The following is a 21,615-nucleotide window of genomic DNA, read 5'->3' as shown; positions in this document are numbered from 1 at the left end:
TAGCGAATGGAGATTCGGCGGGAGTCAATTGCCTTGCCATGACTTCAAGCTGTCGAAATTTTGGTCCTCAAAGAACTCGTCAGATTCGACTTTGAGGCCGTGCATGCGGGCGGCTACGAGGTGTTGGCCCCACCGGCCGGCAAACTGCTTGCCGCCAGTCGCAACGGTGTCGCCGCCGACCTGCCGATCCGGACGGTCGGCCCGGATGATCTGATCACGGCGTGGCGGGCGTAAGGCCATGGGCCTGGATGGTATCGGCGATCTTTGGCTCGAGCGGTCCGATTCCCTGGGAGGCAGTGCGCTGCGGAACAGTGCTGAACGGCCGGCGGTGGTCAGGTTCTGTGTTCCGCGGAACGCACAGATACAACGGGATCGTAGGTAGAAAAAGTCATCATAACGACCGATTTCACCTACTGTCGGACGACATTCGGCCGAACGGTAGGTGGTTCTGGTCATCAGGATGGCCTCAACGACCTACGAATTCTGGTTTTGTTATTTGGATTCTGTTTACCGGCGGCATCACATGGCAGACGGTGAAGCCTTTTGACCGACATGACCATGCCACCCTGCTGCGGGATACGGCGGTGGTGCCGGGGACCGGCTACCGGGCCAGCTGCACCAGGGCCGTGGTGCGGGCGGTGGCCAGGTGGCCGCGGCCGGCCGGAGCGGCGAAGAACTGGTCGGGTTCCAGTTTGAAGCCGTGCTCGCGTGCCGTCACCGGCACGGTGGGCGTGAGCAGCAGCCGGGCACCGCTGGTCATGATCTCGCTGACGACCCGAGCGAGGGAGCGGCGCTGACCGGTGAGGATGGGTGCCGCGTCGCCGCAGAGCACCAGCGCATGGCGGCCGAGCGAGCCGGGGCCCGCGATGTCCTGAAGCAGCGTCGGGCCGTCGGCGAAGTTGACCTGGGTCGGAATCAGGGTGATCTGTTCGCAGTCGTCGACGACCACCGCGTACCGGCCGTCGCCGAAGGCTTCGGCCGTGGCCCGTAGGTCGGTGTCCTGCACCGTCGTCCCGGTCACGATCCGGACGCCGTCGTCGTCATCCCCGACAAGGGTCGGCAGCGGTGAGCGTGGTGGGGCGAGGACCAGCACGCCGACGCCGATCCGCCGCAGCCCGCGAATGACGGTCGCCGCCGCGGTCGTCCGCCCGGACCTCGTGGGGCCGGAGACCAGTAGCAGGTGCGGCCCGACGTCGAAGAAGTCCAGGCCCACGATGTCGACATCCGGGCCGCCCACGCCGAGCGGCAGCCAGGCGTCGGATGGGGGCGGGTCGGGGAGCCGCAGGTCCTCGACCCTGAGCTGGGTCGGTAGCGGCGGGAACGGCCGTGGCAGGCGGGCTGGTCCGGCGGCGGGCAGTCCGGTGGTGGCAAGCCGGGCGGTGACCTGGCCGACGAGCATGTCGGGATCGATGTCCGGGCGGCAGATCTGGACGTGCGTCCCGGTGGCGGCGTCCACGGCCCGGCCGGGTACGGTCGGCGGGCTCGCCACCCCTGACGGCAGTTGTGCCCGGCGCACCTCCTCCTTGCCGAACGGCAGGAGCAGGCGGTGGGTGAACAGCGTCGCCACTCTGCTGGTGAACAGCTCCTGGCCGCCCAGCGGCACGACGTGTACGCCCAGCGGCGGCCCGGCTACGATCGTTTCGCGTAGCGTGGTCAGCAGGGACGTCTCCAGGAATGTCGGGTCGCTGCGGTTTTCGAACCGTTCCCAGCCGTCGACCACAACGACGATCCACGGATCCCGCAGCCCTCCGGCCGCGGAGCCGCCACCGAGGCCGATGCCACCCAAGCGTCCTATCTGGCGCCGGGCGACCTCCTGGTGCAGCCAGGTGACGAACCGGCGGATGCGGTCGGGCTCGTCGCCGGCGATCACCGCGCCGCAGTGCGGCAACCCCGCGTAGGCCGCCAGCCCCGCCGGTTGGTGCTCGATGACGTACACCTGCGCCTCGTCCGGCCGAAAGCGTGCCGCCAGACTGGTGATCAGTGTACGGGCCAGCGTCGTGCGGCCCTGCTGCGGCCCACCGGCCACCAGCAGCCGGTCCCTTCCGGCGAGGTCGAGCACGGCCGGCGGCTGGGCCTGGGCGTCGGGGATGTCGATCAGGCCGTACGGGATAGCCGTCGCGGGGGGTTCGACGGTGGCCCTGGCGGTAAGGTCGTCGAGCGTCAGGTCCGCGGGCAGCGACGGCAGCAGCGGTCGCAACGGCGCCGGGCGGCCCAGCCGGCTGGCGGCGGCCTCGATCGCGCGGACGGTCAACGTCTGGTCGGTGGCCGCGCCGCCGTGGTCCGCCCGATCCTCCGGCCGGGCGGTGCCGAGCGCGACCCAGTCCACGATCCGGATGTGAGCGGGCCGCGCCCCACCGACGGGCGGCGGATCACCCAGGTAGCCGGACTGGAACAGGCGCGGCGTCCGCGTCTCGTCCTTCGTGCAGAGAATCATGCCGCGGCCACGCAGCCGGCCGGGGATGGCCGCGGCATCCGGTATGCCCAGGACTTCGACGCTGTCGGCCGGCTCGTTCTGTCGGAGGGTGATCCGCAGTTCGATGTTGTTCTTCAGCTCGGCCGACAGCTTGCCCTGCAGCGACTGCGTGGCCAGCACCAGGTGCATGCCCAGCGACCGGCCTTTGGCCGCGACGTTGACCAGTGCCCGCAGGAAGTCCGGGGACGTCTCCAGTACCCGGGCGAACTCATCGAAGATCATAACAAGGCGGGGGAGCGCGGGCAGCCCGGGTGCATCGCGCCGGGCCCGCCAGTACTCGTCGATCTCACCGCCGTACCGGGCGAGCAGGGACTCCCGGCGGCGCACCTCCGCCCGTACCGAGGCGAGGACCCGGTCGGCGGCAGCCTGGTCGAAGACGTCCGCTGGTGTCTCGCCGGTGGAGCGGATGAGCCCGACGACGTGCGGGCAGCGCTCGAACGGGAGGAACGCGCTGCCGCCCTTGAAGTCGACGAGGACGAGGTTCAGCTCGTCGGGGGTGTTGGCCAGTAGCAGCGAGGTGACGAGCGTCTGGAGCAGGATGCTCTTGCCCGCGCCGGTGGCGCCGCCGAGCATCGTGTGCGGTCCCTGCCCGGCGAGGTCGACGGTGACCGGACCGTCCCCGTCCGCGCCGAGGAGCACCCGGGTGGTCGGCCCCGGCTGGTCCGCCCACAGGGCGAGCACGTCGTCCGCGGACGGTAGGCCGACGCCGACGAGGTCGAGGAAGCGCACCGGGTAGGGGATGGCTGATTCCGCACTGCCCAGTGACAGCCGGTCGCGCAGGGCTGCGAGGGCCCGAGCGAGCAGCTCGGCGTCGGCGGGGTCGATTCCCTCGCAGCGGCCGACCGCGACCTGCTCGCCGCGGCGGTGGGTCAGCCGGACGGCACGAGCGTCGTCGACCTGACATTCTGCGCGGCACTCGTTCATCCCGTGCCGGTCGACGGCGATCACGTACACGCCCGCCTCCGGCCCGTCCCGCAGGATCGCCTTCATACCCGACAGGTTGCGCAACGCGAGTGCACCGTCGAGCACGACCACGACGTCCTCGGCGAAACCGACGTTCCCGCTGCCCCGGCGTTCGGCGGACCGGATGGTGATCAGATCCCGGAGCTCGGCGATGCGGCTGGCCCGGGTGTGCTCGGTGTTGCCGACCCAGCAGGGCACCGGGCCCGCCTCACCTGCGGCGACGTGCGGCAGCCAGGCCGCCCACGCCAGGTCGCCCCGATCCCCGGATGTGATCAGGACGATCCGCAGGTCGTCGGGGCTGCGGAGCACGCCGAGCTGGACCAGCAACCACCGGGCCAGGTCAGCGGCGGGGCCGGCCGGACCGGTGACGCCCAACACACCCACGGCGCGCAGGTCGACGGTCAGCGGCACGCCGCGCAGGGTCGGCTCGGTGAAACCGGCCCAGCGCTCGCCGCGCAGGTCGATCGAGGCGGGCTCGTCCGCGGTGCCCACTCGCAACCGCAGACCGTCCGGCGAGTCCGCGTTGCGCGGCCATACCCGGCGGTCGGCTCCGGTCGCGGCAAGGGTGAGGTCGAGCCGGTCGGGCGCCTGCGCGCGGCGGATCTTCTCCTCGGCGGCCACTGCGGTCGTGATCGTGTGCAGCGCCGCACCCTTCTCCTTCTCGAAGCGTTGATCGTCAGCGCCCCGCTGTCTGCGGGTCACCAGCTGGTTGCCGATGACGCTGACCGGGCCGAGTAGGCAGGTCACCAGCAGGATGGGGTTGCGCATGACCACGAACAGGACGCCACCGATAAGGACCGGCAGCAGCGCCGGGATCCAGACGGCGCCGCGGGAGGCGGTCTGGCGGGTGGGGACCGACGGCAGCGTCACCTCGGTACGTCCGACGGCGGGTGTCGGGGCGAAGGCCCGGTCGAAGTCGAGGCGACCGTCGTGGCTGCGAGTCGTCGGCAGCGGCGAACGGGGCAGCGGCACCCACTCCATGCGGTCGGTACCGGCCTCGAGAACGGCCCCGGCCGCAAGGGGCGCCGGCCCGACCAGGGACGCGTCGTCGACCAGGGTGCCGTTGCTGGAATGGAGGTCCTCGACGGTGACCGCGCCATCCCTCGACACCGTGAGCGCCGCATGGTTGCGGGAGACTTCGTCACAGGTGAGCACGACCCGTGCCTGCGGATCGCGTCCCATGACGTGGCCGCCCGGATCGAGCCAGCTGACCAGGCCGGCGTCGTGGCCGTCGAGCACCCGCAGCGCGCCGACGGCACCGGGCACAACGGCGCGCGGTTGTGGACCCGGCGCTCCGATACTGATTGTCGTGCCGTGCACCAGCGGGCTGTCGCCAACGGTCGCGGCGGGGTCGAGCAGTCGGCCGCCGACGAAGCAACGGCGACCGCCGACCGGTAATGGCAGCGCGTCGAGCACGGAACCGACCCCGGTCCCGGGATCGGCCGATATCTCGACGTCATACCGCGCGCCGGTGCCGGGGTCGTGCACACTCAGTCTGAGGATCATCCTCTGCTTCGCTCTGTGTGTGTCCGTGTGCTGTAGCCACCGCCAGGTACCACCAAGAACAGTGTCTCGGACATCATCGGAGGCCGACCGCTTGAGGTGTGCCCGGGCACGTACAGGTTCGTCGAGGACCGGCGATTGCCCTCGGGTGCCGCCGTGAGGAACGGATGTCTTCGTCAGGCCAGTCGTCTGCAACGGTTTCTGTGCCAGAATCCAGCATGGCAAGTCTACCCAGGTCGGCTGAAGACCTCACCCCCGCGATGCTGACCACCCTGTTGCGTCCGGCCCATCCAACAGTTGTCGTCGACGGGGTGGACCTGATAGGCGCGACGCGGGTCGGTGTTGCCACCGCTACCGGTGAGAAGGCATCAACCGCGGATCGTCTGACGCTCGGATTGCGGTACGCGCCGGGATGCGATGCAGGGCTGCCACCGCGGATGTTCCTCAAGACCCTGCTGGTCGGTGAGGATCAGTCGGGTCTGCCGCGCGCAGCTCCCGCCATGTACCGCACGGAGATCGGTTTCTACCGGGAGGTCCGCCCCCAGCTCGACGTGGAGGCACCCCGGATGTTCTTCGGCGATCTCGACGACGAGACCGGGCAGTTCGTGGTGCTCATCGAGGATCTCTCGTTGCGGGATGCAACATATCCCAATGCGCTGGGGTCACTGACCCATGAACAGGCTGCCGCGCTGCTTGCGGAGCTGGCCAAGGTCCATGCCGCCTACTGGTCAAGTTCTGATCTTCACGAGGTCTTCCCATGGCTGGAGACACCCGACTCGGGCGAGAACATGGAGTTCTTCCGGACCATCGGTCGGAAGATCTTCGACAAGCAGCTGAAGATCGACTGGAAAGCCGAGATCGTCGCCGGACTCGGGCGATCACACGACGAACTCTGGGCGGCGTTGTGGAAGCTTCAGGTCCTCATGGAGAAGGAACACAGATGCCTGCTGCACGGTGACGCTCACGTCGCCAACACCTATCTGCTGCCGACGGGTGGCGGACTGCTCGACTGGCAGTTCTGCAAGGCCGGTAACTGGTCCAGCGACGTCGCCTACCTGATCGTGACCGCCCTTGATTCTGAGCGTCGGCGGACCCTTGAGCGGGACCTGATCGCCGGTTACCTCGACGAACTCGCCCGCCACGGCGTCACGCCTCCCAGCGCCGATGACGCCTGGCTGCTCTACCGGCAGAACATGGTCTGGGGGGTGGCTGTGGGCTGGGTGATGACTCCGCCCACCCACCACGGCCCGGCTCTGATCAGTGCCAACCTTCAGCGGTGTGTCACTGCTGCCATCGACCTCGAGTCCTTCAAGGCCGTCAGCTGACCGCAGCGTTCGCTCCGCTGATGTCAATCCCCGCCGATGTCGGCGGCCGGTGATCTTACCGGCCGCCGTGGCTGTCGGCCGCGGTGGGCTGCCCGTCGTGGTCGTTGCGGGGCGCTGGCGTCGGCTCACCCGTCGGCGTCGGCTCACCCGCTGGCGTCGGGTCCCCGAAACGCCAGCCGGGTAGGATATGGCGGCGGTAGAAGGCCCGGTACTCGCGTATGGCCGCCCCGTCCGGTTTCACTGAAAGGGGCTTGGCGGGGGCCCGCATCCACCTGAGAACTTCCATGTCGGAGTAGTAGTTCCACTTGATGATGAAGAACATGAGCCGGCCCAGAACACGGTTGAGCGGGCCGAAGTAACGGTCAGGGCCGATCTTGCGGACGGCGATACGCCAGGTGAAGATGAACAGACCCTCGCGTACCGGTGTACCCCCGGTGAGAACTGTGAGCATGGGCGACGTCCGGTCGATAGTCGCATCCTGCTGCGTCCGGTACACGCCGATGCAGGGCGCGGCCATCTCACCGAACGCGTGCGAGTTGAACAGCCGTTGGACCTTGGATTGCGGCTGCCCGCCCGCGGGTCGGAGCTGGAACTCGAAGCGGTCTCCCTCGTTCGCCAGGACGGCGTATTCCACCGGTGCGGTGATCCGATGGCTGTACGGGAAATGGTAGGAGTCGACGATGTGCTCGGATATCGGCAGAGGCTCACCGCGTCCGATGTACACCTCGCCCTTGACATTGAGGAATTGTGAGGAGTCGAAGTGTGAGACGTCGAGGAACTCCCGGACGGGCTCCGGGCCGTACCAGAAGTAGATGTTTCCCGCCCGTTCGATGACGGGTACCGCGTGCTGGCGGGCCCGGCGTGGGATACTGGCGGCCGGCACCCGTGGAATAGCCGCGCAGCGGCCATCGGTCTCGAATTCCCAGGCGTGGTAGCCGCAGGCCAACCGGTCGCCGCTCACCCAGCCGCAGCGACCCAGGTCGGCCCCCATGTGACAGCACTGGCTGTCGATCATGCCAACTGTCCCGGTCCGGTTTCGAAAGAGCGCGAACTGGCGGGACATGAACTCGACCGGAACCACCTGGCCGGCTTTTAGATCTTCGCCGAAACGCGCGAAGTACCAGCCGACCGGGTAGTCGGTGAGCTGTTCCTCGTGCGCAGGCTGGTTCGCCAACAGCCGTCGGTCGTATGCCTTGCGCCGTCGTCGCGGTGCCGACACAGGTCCTCCTCCGGTACGTCCACCGAGCACATGAGCACGTCGAGGCGCCCGTCGGCGCTGATCGTGAACGTGACCACCGGCGCCCGCCCGCCCGCGAACACCGTGACGTCATCCTGGCCGAGGCCCCGATCGGTATGACGTGGGATCGGGGTGGCGTAGGACGACTTTCCTGGCTGACTTTATACCGCTGGGCTGGCGATTGTCTTGGCTTGCAGGTATTCCCGGAAGCTGCCGAGACCGTGTTCGCGGCCGACACCGCTGATCCCGTAACCCCCGAACGGCGTGTCGGGGTAGAAGTTCATCCCGATGTTCATGGTCTGTCCGGTAGCTGCCCTGGTGGTGCGGAGCATGGTTTCCCATCTTCGCCGGACTGACAATCAGCACGGGGGGTGCCCGCTGCGGGGGGACGGCTTTTCCCGGAGCGAACGGTGCGGGTGGTTGTGCGGGAGGACGGGGCGGCCAGCATCCCGGACATGGCCTCAGCCAGGTCTGTGACCAGATCATATAGGTCTGTGACCAGATCGTGCAGTTCTTCGCCCGAGGGCGGGCCACCTGGGTCGCGACCGGTGGGATCAGTTGCGCAGTGTGCAGCCGCGTCGGGTTGCGCCTCGGTGGCGTGGACGCGTTCGTAGTCGGCAAGCGCGGCGATGGCCATCCGCATGGCAAGGTTGAATCGGCGCCGGAACACAGCTTCCGGCAGGGTGGGAAGAGCCTGCCGCAGGATGTCCCGGGCCTGGCGGAACGTGGCGTCCGTGCCGCTCTCCGGTCGGCGGATGCGATGATCACGTGCGTGATCGGCCTGAAGCCGGGCCAGGAAACTGACGTACTGGCCGTGACCAACCAGCTCCGCCAGCGGCCGTACGATGGCCTCGACCGTGGCTTGGATCGTCGCCTGGCTGGTGGCCTGGCTGGTGGCCTGGGCGAGCAGTACCGATCTGCGTGCGTTGAGTACGGTCGCGCGATGTTCGAAGATCGCTTCGAGGAGTCGCTCCTTGTCGCCGAAGTGATACTGGGCCGCTCCGGTATTGTGACTACCCGCGGCAGCGGCGATCTCGCGCAGCGAAACCGCGTCGAGACCCCGTTCCGCGAACAGGCGTTCAGCCGTCGCGATCAGGGCGTCACGGGTGGTCCTGCTACGATCGTAACTACGGCGTCGCTCGTTGCGGCCGGGGTTGCCGGTGATTGTCAGGCCACTCACCCATCCAGTGTGACGCCGACGCTTGTCATGTCCCCGTGGCCACTCAGCCCAGCCCCTTTTCATATTCTGGCACAACTGCTTTAGTTCTGGGTGTCAGGGTGAGCCCTCCGTCCGCTACCGGGGCCGGCGGTGCCGGTAACGAAGCGGTCGGTCACCAAGCGGCCACCCATGAAACCGCAGCGGAGGTTCGATGACAGCGGAAATTCCGCCGATCATTTCCGTGGACGACCACGTGATTGAGCCGCCGCACCTGTGGCACGAGTGGCTGCCCGGCAGATACCGGGAGGCCGGCCCGCGCGTCGTGCGCGCACCGTACGAGATGGTGCCGGCGGACGGATGGCCGTTCCGGATGGCTGCCAGCGGCCCGGAGACCGACTGGTGGGTGTACGAGGACCTCCGGTATGCCGTGGTCGTGGGGATGGCTTCCGCGGGCCGGAAGCCGGCGGAGATCGGTAAGGAGCCGGTCGGATACGACCAGATGCGGCCGGGTTTCTACGACCCCGGGGCGCGCCTGGCCGACATGGATGTCAACCACGTCGAACGGTCATTGTGTTTTCCGACCTTCCCCAGGTTCTGCGGTCAGACCTTTTACGAGGCGAAGGACAAGGAACTCGCGTTGGCATGCGTTCACGCCTACAACAACTGGATGGTCGAGGAGTGGTGCGGTGACAGCGGCGGCAGGCTCATCCCGCTCTGTCTGATTCCGTTGTGGGATATTGAGTTCGCCGCGGCCGAGGTGCGCCGCAACGCCGCCCGAGGTGTGCGTGCCGTCGCTTTCAGTGAGCTGCCGGCGAAGCTCGGCCTGCCCAGTCTGCACGACGCCCGGCGGCCGTGGGATCCGCTGCTGCGGGCGTGCGAGGAGACTGCGACGGTGGTGTGCATGCACATCGGGTCGTCATCGCAGTTTCTTACCACCTCGGCGGACGCGCCGACGAGTGTGCGGATCGCGATCACCGCGGTGAATTCGCAGATGGCGATGGCGGACTGGCTGTTGTCCGGTGTCCTTGCGCGTTTTCCCGCCTTGAAGGTCGCGTTCTCGGAAAGTCAGATCGGATGGATGCCGTACCTGTTCGAACGCGTCGACCGGGTCTGGCGCATGGGTAACGCGGCCTCCGGCCTGCCACCGGAAATAACCGAACCGCCCAGCAGCTATGTGGCCGGCCGGGTGTACGGCTGTTTTTTCGAGGACGACTTCGGGCTCGCCAGCCGCCATGCAATCGGTGTCGACCAGATCACCTTCGAAAGCGACTACCCGCACCAGGACACCACCTGGCCGAACACCCGCGCGTATGCCGAGCAGGCGATGAAGGACATCCCGGCCGCTGATGTCGAGCGGATAGTCCGAACGAACGCCATCCGGATGCTTGAGCTTCCGCCGAGTCTTGCGGGATAGCGGCGCGCCTCCCTGACCGGCCACCCTGGTCACCATACCCGGTCCCGTATCCCTGCATTCGCGCGATGTGGGGCCGAGGGTGTGTTACGAGAGGGCTGCGGAGCGTTGGTTGGGCCGCAGGGCTTGACGGCCACCCCCGGAGACATCACATTTGGCTCAATCATTGTCCGCTTAAGGTCGCTGTGAGGGCGAGGGGGCCCGGAGCTCGTAGATGTCGTGCAACCGCACCGGCTGGCTGCGGCACCGGAAAGTCGCCCGGAAGCGTCCGGGCGGTGACGGTGCGAGTGAACCGATGCCGCACATTCGCGTTTTTGATCAATTCTGTTACAAGGGGAGATATACTGTGCGCACAAAGTTATCAATGACCATGGGCTTGGCGGGTGTGCTCGCACTCACGCTGGTTGCATGTGGGAGCAGCTCGACCGGAGACACGCCCAAGGCGGTCGTTACCGCCACGGGCAATCAGCCGACCGGCGAACCGATCAAGGTCATGGTCATCGTCCCGCTGTCCGGGCCGTCGGAGGCGTTCACCGACATCCCGCCCGCGGCGAAGGCGGCTGTGGCCGCGATCAACAAGGCGGGTGGCGTCAAGGGGCGACCCTTTGAAGTCACCATCTGTGACGATCAGTTTGATCCGAACAAGGCCGCCGACTGCGCGACCCAGGCGGTCAGCGGAAAATACCTGTTCGCAACCGGAGTCTCCCCGAACGGTGATCGCTACATGCCGATCCTGGAGAAGGCGAAGATCCCGGTAGTCGGTGCGACCCCGAACAGCGCAAGCGAGCTGAAGAGCCCGTACTCGTACCCGTTCCTCTCCGGTGTCATCGAGGTTGCCGGTGGTGGAACCGCCTGCGGCAAGCTCGGTAAGAAGACCCCGGGGGTCGCTGTTGTCGACATCGCGGCCGGCCGCAACTCGGCCTCGCTGTTCGACGTCGGTCTCAAGCCGTACAACCTGCCGGCTCCCAAGAGCGTCTTCATCCCGCCGACCGCCACCGACTTCACGACCTACGCAGCCAACATCAGTAGCGCCGACTGCGTCGAGGCCGTGCTCGGTGGTGCCTCCTTTGAGCGACTGACGCAGGCGATGCGTCAGGCCGGCAACAACGCGACCGTGGCCTATGGATCGGGACAGGTCAGCCAGCAGCGAATCGACCGACTGGGCGCGGCTGCCACCGGCATGGTCCTCGTCGCCCAGAACCCGGCGGTGACCGATACCACCGTCGCCGCGGTGAAGAAGTTCCATGACGAGTCCGTCGCCTACGGTACGGCCGAGAAGGAGCTGACCGACGAGGGTCTGGTCATATGGGGGGCCACCCACCTGGTGGCCGAGCTCGCCGCCAAGCTGACCACGATCGACGGCGAGAACCTGGCTCAGGCACTCAATGCGGCTGGTGATATCGACTACCCGCCGCTCGCCAAGGTCAACTTTGCGAAGCCTGTTCCGCTCATTTCGCCGGACAACCGGATCTTCTCGACCGATGTGCAGTTCTCGGAGGTCAAGGACGGCAAGCGCGTCCCCCTCTTCGACGGCAAGACGGTCAACGTTCTCAACCCGTCCTGACACGTCGCTGGCCGGGCCACGCACAGTGGCCCGGTCGGTTCGACGTACCCGGTGAGACCGGACCTCCGTCGCGACGTTTTCGTGTTCACAGCAGGTCCCACAGTGCCTACGATGATGGCATGTCAGCGTGGCTCTGGTGGTTGGTGATCGCCGGAGTCCTCGGGGTCGGTGAGATGCTGACGCTGGCCCTGATCCTCGGGATGACGGCGATCGCGGCGCTCGTCGCAGCGATCGTGGCGGGCGTCGGGGGCGGTCCTCTCGCCCAGCTCGCAGCGTTCGCCGCTACCTCCGTCGCGCTGCTGCTCGGGCTGCGGCCCGTCGCGCGCCGCCACCTGACCCAGTCGCCCGCTGTCGCGACGGGTATAGATGCGCTGATCGGTAAGGTCGGCGTCGTTCTGGAGTCCGTCGACGGCGCTGACGGTCGGGTCAAGATCGGCGGTGAGGTGTGGTCGGCACGCGTGACGATGGCCGGCCAGACACTCGAACCGGGCACCAGCGTCCGCGTGCTGCGCATCGACGGCGCGACCGCAGTCGTCCACCCCGCCGAATTGTGGACGTAGTGACGACCGGAGGCGCTGATGCGATGAGGATGCCGTGAGGTACTCAGGCATGACAGCGGGGCCGTTCTGATGGCCGGGCTGATCGTGGCCGCTGTGGTCGTGATCGTACTGGTCGTGTTCCTCGCCCGAGCCGTCCGGGTGGTACCGCAGGCCCGCGCGGTCGTGGTCGAGCGCCTTGGCCGCTACCACCGGACCCTCGGCCCAGGCCTCGCCATCGTCATCCCCGCGGTGGACCGGATCAGGGAACGCGTTGACCTGCGAGAACAGGTGGTAACGTTTCCGCCGCAACCGGTAATCACCGAGGATAACCTTGTCGTCAGCATTGACACCGTCATCTTTTTCCAGGTCACCGACCCGCGGGCGGCCACCTACGAGATCGCTGATGTGATCCGCGCGATCGAGCAGCTCACGGTCACCACATTGCGTAACGTGATTGGCAGCCTTAACCTGGAGCAGACGCTGACGTCCCGCGATGAGATCAACACCCGATTGCGGGGTGTCCTCGACGAGGCGACAGGTAAGTGGGGCATCCGGGTGAACCGGGTGGAAATCAAGGCAATTGAGCCGCCACCGTCGATCCAGGACTCGATGGAAAAGCAGATGCGTGCCGAGCGGGACCGACGGGCGGCAATTCTGTCTGCCGAGGGCGTCAAGCAGAGCGAGATTCTGCGGGCCGAGGGTGCAAAACAGGCTGCGATCCTGCGAGCCCAGGGCGAGCGGGAAGCGAAGATTCTTTCTGCCCAGGGTGAGGCCCAGGCCATTGCCACGGTGTTCCAGGCGATCCATGAGGGCAACGCGGACCGCAAGCTCCTTGCTTATCAGTACCTGCAGACCCTGCCGCGCCTGGCGGCGGGTGACGCGAACAAGGTCTGGATCATTCCCAGCGACCTGACGAGGGCGTTCGGGGGGCTCGGCGCGTTCAGCGGGTTGGTCGACAGCCCCAGCCAGTCCGACGGTACTGGCAAGTCCGAGGTGGAAGACGGTGCTTAGAGCAGCGCCTGACTGGTCGTAGCCGTCATCTCAAGCGGAAGCAACGCCGGCCGGGTTGTGCTTGGCCGTGGTGGGCATGGCGGCTAGCACCGTCTTTGCTCGTGATCGCACTGTTTCCCCTGGCGCGACCGTTTCCCTGTCGGGAACCGTTTCCATTACGGCTATCGTCGCCTTCATGTTGAAGTTTCCCTTGCGTGTGACACGGGCTCGTCTCGCCTCCGGTGTGCTCGGCCTCGCAGTCGGTGTTGCGCTGCTCGCCACCTGTGGTCCGGGCGGTGGCGGTGGCGGTGGCGGTGCCGGGCCGGCGACCGCGACGCCGACGGCCACGGCGGCCGGAAAGCTCAAGGTGGTTGCGACCACCACCCAGGTCGCCGATTTCGCTCGCGTCATCGGTGGCGACCGGGTGCAGGTGACCCAGATCCTCAAGCCCAGTGTCGACCCACACGACTACGAACCGTCGCCGGCGGATGTCAAGGCGATCGGCGAGGCGAACGTTCTCGTGGCCAACGGTGTGGGTCTGGAGAAGTGGCTCGACAGCGCGATTTCGTCCGCGAATTTCAAGGGCACCCGGGTGGAGGCCAGCGCGGGCGTGAAGATTCGTGGTGACAACGGCGTAGACGAAGGCTTTAGCGGACTTGATCCTCACATCTGGCACAATCCGCTGAACGTCAAGATCATGGCTGCCAACATTCAGGCTGGGTTCACCGCCAGGGATCCTTCCGGGGCGGACACCTATGAGGAGAACCTGGCCGCATACACCATCAAACTCGACGCACTCGACGCGGACATCGCACGGCAGATCAACTCGTTGCCTCCCGCAAACCGCAAACTCGTGACCAACCACGACGCCTTCGGCTATTACGTCGACCGGTATCAGCTGACTTTTGTCGGGTCGATCATTCCAGGTTTCGACACGTCAGCGGAACTGTCCGGCCGGGATGTCGACAATCTCGTCAGCGAGATCAAGAAGACCGGCGCCAAAGCGATCTTCTCTGAGTCGTCGCTGCCGCCGAACACGGCCGAGATGATCGGCCGGGAAGCCCGCGTGAAGGTAGTGGCGGGGGAGGATGCCCTCTACGGTGACACGCTCGGCCCGCAGGGCTCGGCCGGCGCGACGTACCTGCAGATGGAAGAGCACAACACTAAAACGATCGTCGGGGCGCTGATGTGAGGGCACAGATCCACGCAGCTCATCCAGACCGCAGTGGCTGTCGTGGGGGCGTCGGTGGTGCTGCTGGCGTTGCGTGAGGAGCTGCTGGTGCGGGCGTTCGACCCGCAGGCGACGCGCCAGCCCACCGCCTGACAACTCGTCGTCACCCTGGCTGGGCGGGGCGCTCGAAACCCGCCGCAAAGGCCGAGACATCTCTACTTCACGGTCCTCGCAAGGATGCCGAGGGTCGCGCGCAGGGCGGCTTCGGGGATGACTGGGAGGATGCCCGTGTCGCGGTACTGCTCCCCGATCTGGCTCCAATCGTAGTATGACGTCACCAGGGTCCCGGTCGCGCCGGCCTCGAGCCGATACCCATAGAGGTGTCTGATCGGAGGCTCAACTACCCCGGAGACGGTCCACTCGATGAGGGCGTCCTGCTCGAACCGGGTGATGATCACCGTGACGTCGTACTTGCCTATCGGGTAGTCATTGAGCGACTCTCGATCCATGTGCACGACGAACTCGTCGCCCACCTGCCGCACATGGTCGCCGTCCGCGGACTGGAGCATCCCGGAGCTGTCGATTGCCACATGCCCGTTGGGGTCGCACAGCAGTGCGAAGATCTTCGCTGCCGCCGCCACGATCTCCCGCTGCACTTCGAACCGCTCTGTCGCCATATCGCCTATCTTGACACGCCCGGGTGGGCTCCGGCGAGGGCGCAATCGCCTCGGCGCAGCCCACAGGTGCCTCCGGCGGCTCGACGAGACCGCCCGGCGCGTACGGGGCGACAGAAGCATCTGATTTTCAGATAGCATGGAGACCATGCGAACCATCACGGCGACCGAGGCGTCTCGGAGGTTCTCGGACCTGCTTGACGCGATCGAGGCCGGTGAAACCATCATTATTACACGTGGTAATCATCCTGTTGCGGAGATTGGGCCGGCGCGTCGAAAGACTGGCGCTGATCTTCGAGCTGCGCTCGTCGGCATCAGGCCGCCGGACGACGCCTTCGAGCAGAGCGTCGCGGCGGCGGTCGGTTACCTGAGGGCGGACGAGGGTGACCCATGGGCCGCCGCCTGATCCTCGACACCAACATCCTGATTGCCTACGAACGAGGAGCTATTGATCGGTCCGCCCTGGACGATGACGAACTCGCAGTCGCGGCCGTGTCGATCGCTGAATACCGCGTCGGGATCGAGCTCGCCGACACCGCAGTCAGAGCCGCCGATCGTTCACGATCGTTGTCCGCCATGACGTCCGTGCTGGACGTACTCGACTACACAGAGAGCACGGCCGTTTATCATGCGCGCCTCATTGCGGCCTCGCGGCGGATCGGACGCCATCGCGGCGCCCACGATCTGATCATCGCGGCCCATGCGGCCGAGACTGGACGGATCATTATCAGTCATGATTCCAAGGCACGCTTTGCTGATCTTCCAGATGTTCTCGCACTGGAACCGTAGGCGTCCATCGCTTCGCGGCCGGAGCGAAGTGACCGAGGTCTCAACGAGCGTGGCAAAGGTGTAGTGGGTGGCTAAAGGTAATCGAATATACTCCCAGAGTAATGATAAATCGATGTTCGATGCGGCCGTAGGCGTGCCAGGCTCGAGCCCATCACTCATTACCCTTGGTCATCAATCCGTCCTGCAGTCGGTAACTTCCACATGAGAATCTCGATCGTCAGCCACTAATTCATCAACACGGCGATTTACTGCAATCACCTGGCTACATCCTGGTGAATGTCTACCGCGTGGCCACGCAGGATCTTCCTCGGATGTGGTCATGATCCGGCAGAATCCGCTGGCAAGAACCGTCGAACGCGACTGCGGGTCGACCTGGGTGGCACGCGAAACGCTGTTTCTTTGCCGCTCAAACGGCGTCGCCCGGGTCGAGCGGCAGTGGATGCGTTGATTTAGCTGTCCAGAGACAAAGGCCGTGGCTCCTGCTAGCATCGGCCGCGGACCGCTTTTTCCGGGGGGACGTCACGACATGCACCATTCAACTTGGGTTTGGCGTGAAGATCTTTCGGCGACCGGTGGGGGCCGGACTCCGGTAGGTCACGTGGAACGCATTTGCAGAACGTACTACATCGATCGACAGTACGTAACCAGGAGCCGATTCGTCGACCGATGGAGTGGGGAGCGCGTGGGGGGATGACCTGGAAGTGGCCGTTCTTGGGGGTTGGCTACACGGCGACAAGGTCGGCTCGTGGCGGCGCGACCGCGTATCCATGCGTCACGTGAACGTGGCGATCGCCGGCGCTGCAATGGTTCTGGCTACTTCGGCATGCGGGTCATCATCTGGATCAACAGCTGCAGCCGGGCAGCAGGCACGCGCAACCGTGTCCCTCGCGGGCCGTCCGCTGACTCCTGCGGTCGTCGCGCCGACCACCCACCTCACCGACACGAACGGATCTCCATTCGATGTGCGGTCGGAAACCGCGGGCAGGCTGACGTTCGTGTTCTTCGGCTACACCCACTGTCCGGACGTCTGTCCGACAACGGTAGCCGATATCGCCGCGGCTCTCAACCAACAGACTCCGGCCGTTCGAGCAAGGACCACTTTGGTCTTCGTCACGACAGATCCTGACCGTGACTCACCTCAGATCATCCGCCAATGGCTCAACCAGTTCGATGCCTCCTTCATCGGTCTCACCGGGAATTGGACGGACATCGCAGGCTACGCCACTGCTCTCGGGCTCCCGACCATCCGCCCTGAGCAGGCACCTGACGGGAGCTGGACGGTGGAGCACGTGTCTCAGGTGACCGCCTTCAGTCCGGACGGTACAGCACGTGTGGGATATCTCGCGAACGCAACCGTCGCCAACTATTCACATGATATTCCCCTTCTGCTTGAAAACCGAATGTAGTCGGCGTCCCCTCGTACATACCTCACGTTCGCCGAACATGTACGTGTGGTCTGTTGCGGAGGAGCTCCGAAGCACGAGGAACGCTTGCACAAGTGGCCTGTGAACACACCCGTGGCGGAAGTCGCCGCGGGCCGGCCTGAACTGGGAACTGGTCCGGGATCTTCTATCTGCTAACACCTCGCAGTCGAACCATCCACCACGAAGTCCGGTAGCTCACCACCCGATCACGGGTTGTAGTTGATGCCCGTAATGTGAAAGGAACGATCTTGCTGTCTGCCCTTGTCTCGGCAGCAATCGTTGTCATCGCTCTCACGCTGTTCGCGACGTCCGGCGCCAATCTGTGGTGGATGCTCTACGCGTGGCGCACGCCCGAGACCTACCAGCAAACCTTCTACCTGCCGGCCATCCGCGAACCCGCCCACAGTTTTTCGATCATCGTTCCCGCCCGCCACGAGAACGAGTCGGTCCTTCGAGCGACAATCGCTCGTCTCGTTGATCAGACACACCCACGAGTAGAGATCGTTCTGGCCGTCGGCCACGATGATCCCTCGACCGTGGCGGTGGCCCAGAAGATCGCAGGTACCTATCCGGGCCTGAAGATCTCAATCAACGACTCGGAGGTCAAGAACAAACCACGCCAGCTGAACACCGCCCTGGCCGACTGTACCGGAGACATTGTAGGAGTCTTCGACGCGGAGTCCCTGGCGGCCGCCGAACTGCTCGTCCATGTTGATGAAGTCTTCCAGGCGAATGATGCCGATGTCGTTCAGGGCGCGGTCCAACTCATCAATTTTCAATCCAGCTGGTACTCGCTCCGCAACTGCCTGGAGTACTACTTCTGGTTTCGCTCGCGGCTGCACATGCATGCCCAGAAGCAGTTCATCCCGCTCGGTGGAAATACCGTCTTCGTCCGTAGGGCACTCCTCAACGAAGTAAACGGATGGGACGGCGACTGCCTCGCTGAGGACTGCGACCTCGGCGTTCGCCTGTCCGCACTCGGCCGCAAGATCAGTGTTGCCTTCGACCCCCGTCTGGTCACCCGGGAGGAGACGCCAGACTCGATATACGCCCTGGTGAAGCAACGGACCCGCTGGAATCTCGGCTTCATCCAGGTGCTCTACAAGGGTGACTGGCGAAGGCTGCCGACGCGCCGGGCGCGAAACCTGGCCCGATTCACCCTCCTGCAGCCCATGAGCCAGGCGTTCTCGGGGCTGGTGCTCCCGGTGGCTCTGCTGACTGCCGTCATCGGCGACTTCTCCATGGTCATTACACTGATATCGTTTCTACCGACCCTCCCGACGGTTGGCATGCTCGGGTTCGAGGTCGTCGCTCTCCGGGCGTTCGGGCAGGACTACGACTTTCGCATCCGGATACGTGACTACGCCCGCCTCGTGTTCTTCACGCCTGCCTACCAGTTGGTTCTCTCGTGGGCGGCCGTCCGATCGGCCTTCCGTTTCTTCGCCGGAAACTTCGAGTGGGAGAAGACAGCTCACGTCGGCGCCCACCTGAGCACACCCGCAATCGCCGACGACGCAGTCAGGAGGATCTGAACGTGTCCACGACCGCAGTATTACCACAACCGGTCGTGACCGCCGTCCGAACACCTGTGGCAGCGGCGATCCGGCCCCGGTGGAGTTGGTCGGACATGACCATCATCGCCGCGCTCATCACGATCATGACTATCGCCCTACTCGTCAACCTCCACGGTTACCCGACCGTCCAGGACGACGAGGGAACGTACCTCTCGCAGGCTGAATGGGTGCGGGCACACGGCTCGCTGTCACCGTACACCTACTGGTATGACCACCCGCCGTTCGGCTGGATACAACTGGCCGCATTGTCCTGGATCCCAATTTTCCATGGGGGTCCGCTGACCGTTGCGGCCGGGCGTGCCATTATGGTTCTCTATGCAGACGTGGCCGTCGTGCTGCTCTACCTGCTGGCGCGTCGGCTGCGGATACGTCGGCCCTTCGCCGTCCTTGCTGTGCTCCTGTTTATCTGCTCGCCAATCTCCGTGACATTCCTCCGCCAGGTCTATCTGGACAACCTCGCGATTCCGTGGCTCATCGCGGCCTTCTACTTCGCCAGCACTCCCCGCCGGCATCTCTGGCACTACGTGCTGGCCGGGGTCCTGCTGGCAGGTACTGTGCTGACCAAGGAGACCACCGCGATACTTCTGCCGGCCGTGGCGCTCGCAGGCTGGCAGTCCAGTTTTGAGAAGACCAGGGCCTTCGCCTCCGTGGGATTCTGGTTGGGTTTTATTCTCATCTGTCTGGTCTATCCGCTGATGGCCATCCTCAAAGGTGAGCTGTTCGCCGGCCCGATCCATGTGTCGCTGCAGGCCGCGATGAGTTTCCAGTTCATGGATCGGGCGGGTTCGGGCTCGGTGTTCGATCCGTCCGCGTCAGCCCACGCCACGGTGTCCGGCTGGCTGCACCTCGACAAGTGGTTGCTCATTCTGGGCGCGCTCGCCGCCGTCCTCGCGCTCCTCGTCCGCCGGCTGCGGCCGATCGGGCTGGTGGTGGTGCTGCTGGGGTTCACCCTGTTGCGAAAGGGTTATCTGCCACAGATGTTCATCATCGTGGCGTTGCCCTTTCTTGCACTGTGCGTGGGCGGGATGGCCGACCAGGCCTGGTCGCTCGCCCACCGTTTCGCCAGGCCCGTGCGGTGGTTCGGTGAGGGCGGCCTGGTCGTGGCGCTGACCGCTGGCATTCTGGTGCTCGGACTCGCCTGGCAGCCGGGGATCTCCCGAGCCTTCACCGCGTCCAACAATGTTGAGCATGCCGCCGCGGTGGCCTATCTGCGGAGCCCCACAATTCCAAGGGACAGCCGGATAGTCGTGGATAACACGATGTGGCAGGACGTCTACCACGCAGGTTTCTCCTCGCCTTGGCGCACGATCTGGTATTACAAAATAGATCTTGATACTGCGGCAAAGGACGAGCTACCGGGAGGCTGGCAGGACCTGGACTACGTCGTCCTCACGCCATTCATGCGGCAGGACATCTCTACACTCGGGCTGACGATTATGGCCACTGCGGTCGAACACTCGCAGGTAGTCGCGCGTTTCGGTACCGGCCCGACCGCTGTTGAGATCCGAAAGGTGCTCAAATGACTTGGCAGCGTAACCGGACAGTGGCGCCGAACGGATGGTGGGTAGTCGAAATATGCCTTCCAGCTCGGTATGAGAACAACCGGAACTGGGGGTAGCGTGAGCCGGAGAATGAAATCGTTGGTCCCGGCGGCTGGAATCGTTGCCGGCGCCGTTCCAGCCGCGCGGCGGGAGCTGGAGCCTGGTCCGGTTGCGCAGCAGTCTGTGCTTGCTGGACCTGCCGGGCCACGTTCGGCGGTGGAATCCGAAGTACGGCCACAGTTGACGGTGATCGTGCCGACGAGAAACGAAGCCGCCAACGTCGTCGCGCTCCTGAACCGGGTCGACGCGGCGCTCGAGGGTATGGACGCCGAAGTTCTCTTCGTGGACGACTCCACCGACCGCACCCCACAGACAATCGAGGCGGTCAGGCAGGGTTTCAACGTGACGGTGCGGCTGTACCACCGTTCACCCGACCTGCGCTGGGGAGGGCTCGGTGGTGCCGTCGTTGACGGATTCCGCCTGTCGCGTTCTCCTTATGCGGTCGTGATGGACGGTGATCTCCAGCATCCGCCGGAGGCACTGCAGACGTTGTATGACGCCGCGGTTGTCAAGCAGGCGGACATGGTCATCGCCAGCCGGTACCGCGGGGACGGGGACGCGGCGGGGCTGGCCAGCGGTGTGCGTAGGTTCGTGTCATCCGGTGCCAACCTCGTTTCCCGGCTGGCCTTTCCCCGTCGGTTGCGGGGCGTAACCGACGTGATGAGCGGATTCTTTCTGGTCCGGGTCGACGCGCTCCGCCTCGACCAGCTTCAGCCCAGCGGTTACAAGATACTGCTTGAGCTTCTCGTTCGTACGGACAAGGTCACCGTGGCGGAAGTTCCGTACTCCTTTGCGGAACGGCATGCGGGTGAGTCCAACGCCTCTGTATTCGAGGGGCTGCGTTTTATCCGGCATCTGTTCTGGCTCAGGGTCCCGCGAGCGGCGCGCTTTGCGCTGGTCGGAGCCACGGGTCTGGTACCGAACATTCTCACCACCGCGATTCTCGCCGCCGCCGGGTTGCACTACATCATTGCCGCCGTCGTGGCCACGCAAATCGCAAACGTGTGGAATTTTATTGGCTGCGAGTTGCTTGTCTGGCATGATCGGAAAGGCTCCTGGCGGCGCCGGATGGCCCCATTCATGTTGCTCAACAGCTGCGATCTGGTCTTCCGGTTGCCGCTGCTCGCCTTCTTTGTGGAGAAGTGGGGGCTCGGTGCCGGCACCGGAACTCTCCTGACCCTGGTCGTCGCGTTCGCGCTGCGGTTCCTACTCATTGAC

The 21,615-nt window shown here is 65.4% G+C and carries 17 protein-coding genes and 1 pseudogene; 13 read left to right on the top strand and 5 right to left on the bottom strand.

Translation table 11 applies throughout. The features are described from left to right. Nucleotides 1-60 precede the first annotated feature (60 nt). Nucleotides 61-234, top strand: coding sequence for a hypothetical protein (locus U9979_RS16530; RefSeq protein ID WP_322780089.1), 174 nt, complete (start codon nt 61-63; stop codon nt 232-234). A gap of 367 nt (nt 235-601) precedes the next feature. On the opposite strand, the gene U9979_RS16525 is transcribed toward U9979_RS16530, so the two are convergent. Continuing rightward, nucleotides 602-4,942, bottom strand: a complete 4,341-nt coding sequence (locus U9979_RS16525; protein WP_322780088.1) for an FtsK/SpoIIIE domain-containing protein — start codon at nt 4,940-4,942, stop codon at nt 602-604. Nucleotides 4,943-5,157: 215 nt separating this feature from the next. Between U9979_RS16525 and U9979_RS16520 the strand changes: the two genes are divergently transcribed. Continuing rightward, nucleotides 5,158-6,264, top strand: coding sequence for a phosphotransferase (locus U9979_RS16520; RefSeq protein WP_322780087.1), 1,107 nt, complete (start codon nt 5,158-5,160; stop codon nt 6,262-6,264). A gap of 55 nt (nt 6,265-6,319) precedes the next feature. Here the strand turns inward: U9979_RS16520 and U9979_RS16515 are convergent, their stop codons facing one another. The 3 genes and pseudogenes from U9979_RS16515 to U9979_RS16505 form a co-directional block, all read right to left on the bottom strand. Next, entirely contained in the window at nt 6,320-7,483 is a 1,164-nt protein-coding gene (locus U9979_RS16515; RefSeq protein ID WP_322780086.1) for a Rieske 2Fe-2S domain-containing protein, read from the bottom strand. Between the two features lie 179 nt (nt 7,484-7,662). Continuing rightward, nucleotides 7,663-7,800 (bottom strand): annotated as a pseudogene (locus U9979_RS16510) (aldehyde dehydrogenase family protein); the annotation flags it as partial. Beyond that, a complete protein-coding gene (locus U9979_RS16505; protein WP_416220240.1) occupies nt 7,794-8,744 on the bottom strand; it encodes a TetR family transcriptional regulator in 951 nt (316 codons plus the stop codon). The pseudogene U9979_RS16510 and the gene U9979_RS16505, both read right to left, overlap by 7 nt. A gap of 127 nt (nt 8,745-8,871) precedes the next feature. Between U9979_RS16505 and U9979_RS16500 the strand changes: the two genes are divergently transcribed. The 5 genes from U9979_RS16500 to U9979_RS16480 all read left to right on the top strand — a co-directional run bounded on the left by U9979_RS16500 (nt 8,872) and on the right by U9979_RS16480 (nt 14,356). After that, nucleotides 8,872-10,074: an amidohydrolase family protein gene (locus U9979_RS16500; RefSeq protein WP_322780084.1), complete on the top strand. Its 1,203-nt coding sequence runs from the start codon at nt 8,872-8,874 to the stop codon at nt 10,072-10,074. A gap of 343 nt (nt 10,075-10,417) precedes the next feature. Continuing rightward, nucleotides 10,418-11,635 (top strand): ABC transporter substrate-binding protein, encoded by a 1,218-nt coding sequence (locus tag U9979_RS16495; protein ID WP_322780083.1) that lies wholly within the window; start codon nt 10,418-10,420, stop codon nt 11,633-11,635. Between the two features lie 119 nt (nt 11,636-11,754). Continuing rightward, on the top strand, nt 11,755-12,195 hold the full coding sequence (locus U9979_RS16490) for an NfeD family protein (RefSeq protein WP_322750750.1): 441 nt from the start codon (nt 11,755-11,757) through the stop codon (nt 12,193-12,195). 69 nt (nt 12,196-12,264) lie between these two features. After that, a complete protein-coding gene (locus tag U9979_RS16485; protein ID WP_322750749.1) occupies nt 12,265-13,185 on the top strand; it encodes an SPFH domain-containing protein in 921 nt (306 codons plus the stop codon). A 175-nt stretch (nt 13,186-13,360) separates the two neighbouring features. Then, on the top strand, nt 13,361-14,356 hold the full coding sequence (locus tag U9979_RS16480) for a metal ABC transporter substrate-binding protein (protein ID WP_322780090.1): 996 nt from the start codon (nt 13,361-13,363) through the stop codon (nt 14,354-14,356). Between the two features lie 194 nt (nt 14,357-14,550). Here the strand turns inward: U9979_RS16480 and U9979_RS16475 are convergent, their stop codons facing one another. Beyond that, nucleotides 14,551-15,012 (bottom strand): polyketide cyclase, encoded by a 462-nt coding sequence (locus tag U9979_RS16475; RefSeq protein ID WP_322780082.1) that lies wholly within the window; start codon nt 15,010-15,012, stop codon nt 14,551-14,553. Nucleotides 15,013-15,157: 145 nt separating this feature from the next. Here U9979_RS16475 and U9979_RS16470 point away from each other — a divergent pair, with 145 nt between their 5' ends. From U9979_RS16470 to U9979_RS16445, 6 genes are all read left to right on the top strand, one after another. After that, a complete protein-coding gene (locus U9979_RS16470) occupies nt 15,158-15,415 on the top strand; it encodes a type II toxin-antitoxin system prevent-host-death family antitoxin (protein ID WP_322750747.1) in 258 nt (85 codons plus the stop codon). Beyond that, nucleotides 15,400-15,798, top strand: coding sequence for a type II toxin-antitoxin system VapC family toxin (locus U9979_RS16465; protein WP_322780081.1), 399 nt, complete (start codon nt 15,400-15,402; stop codon nt 15,796-15,798). Before U9979_RS16470 ends, U9979_RS16465 begins: the two co-directional genes overlap by 16 nt. An 878-nt stretch (nt 15,799-16,676) precedes the next feature. Further along, on the top strand, nt 16,677-17,204 hold the full coding sequence (locus U9979_RS16460; protein ID WP_322780080.1) for an SCO family protein: 528 nt from the start codon (nt 16,677-16,679) through the stop codon (nt 17,202-17,204). A 266-nt stretch (nt 17,205-17,470) separates the two neighbouring features. After that, entirely contained in the window at nt 17,471-18,754 is a 1,284-nt protein-coding gene (locus U9979_RS16455) for a glycosyltransferase family 2 protein (protein WP_322750744.1), read from the top strand. A 95-nt stretch (nt 18,755-18,849) separates the two neighbouring features. Next, nucleotides 18,850-20,319: an ArnT family glycosyltransferase gene (locus U9979_RS16450; protein ID WP_322750743.1), complete on the top strand. Its 1,470-nt coding sequence runs from the start codon at nt 18,850-18,852 to the stop codon at nt 20,317-20,319. A 69-nt stretch (nt 20,320-20,388) separates the two neighbouring features. Next, a partial coding sequence (locus U9979_RS16445) for a glycosyltransferase family 2 protein (protein ID WP_322780079.1) occupies nt 20,389-21,615 on the top strand: 1,227 nt, incomplete at its 3' end.

Origin of the sequence: Protofrankia sp. Cas4, assembly GCF_963555915.1 — a bacterium.
GTDB lineage: Bacteria > Actinomycetota > Actinomycetes > Frankiales > Frankiaceae > Protofrankia.
Note: the sequence above shows the minus strand (reverse complement) of the source record. Positions and strands in the feature narration are given on the sequence as shown.

Bases quoted from the DNA above. Each gene is read 5' to 3' on its own strand.
- U9979_RS16505 (WP_416220240.1), bottom strand. From the start codon at position 8,744: ATGAAAAGGGGCTGGGCTGAGTGGCCACGGGGACATGACAAGCGTCGG.
- U9979_RS16490 (WP_322750750.1), top strand. From the start codon at position 11,755: ATGTCAGCGTGGCTCTGGTGGTTGGTGATCGCCGGAGTCCTCGGGGTC.
- U9979_RS16500 (WP_322780084.1), top strand. From the start codon at position 8,872: ATGACAGCGGAAATTCCGCCGATCATTTCCGTGGACGACCACGTGATT.
- U9979_RS16485 (WP_322750749.1), top strand. From the start codon at position 12,265: ATGGCCGGGCTGATCGTGGCCGCTGTGGTCGTGATCGTACTGGTCGTG.
- U9979_RS16525 (WP_322780088.1), bottom strand. From the start codon at position 4,942: ATGATCCTCAGACTGAGTGTGCACGACCCCGGCACCGGCGCGCGGTAT.
- U9979_RS16475 (WP_322780082.1), bottom strand. From the start codon at position 15,012: ATGGCGACAGAGCGGTTCGAAGTGCAGCGGGAGATCGTGGCGGCGGCA.
- U9979_RS16450 (WP_322750743.1), top strand. From the start codon at position 18,850: ATGACCATCATCGCCGCGCTCATCACGATCATGACTATCGCCCTACTC.
- U9979_RS16480 (WP_322780090.1), top strand. From the start codon at position 13,361: ATGTTGAAGTTTCCCTTGCGTGTGACACGGGCTCGTCTCGCCTCCGGT.
- U9979_RS16520 (WP_322780087.1), top strand. From the start codon at position 5,158: ATGGCAAGTCTACCCAGGTCGGCTGAAGACCTCACCCCCGCGATGCTG.
- U9979_RS16465 (WP_322780081.1), top strand. From the start codon at position 15,400: ATGGGCCGCCGCCTGATCCTCGACACCAACATCCTGATTGCCTACGAA.
- U9979_RS16470 (WP_322750747.1), top strand. From the start codon at position 15,158: ATGCGAACCATCACGGCGACCGAGGCGTCTCGGAGGTTCTCGGACCTG.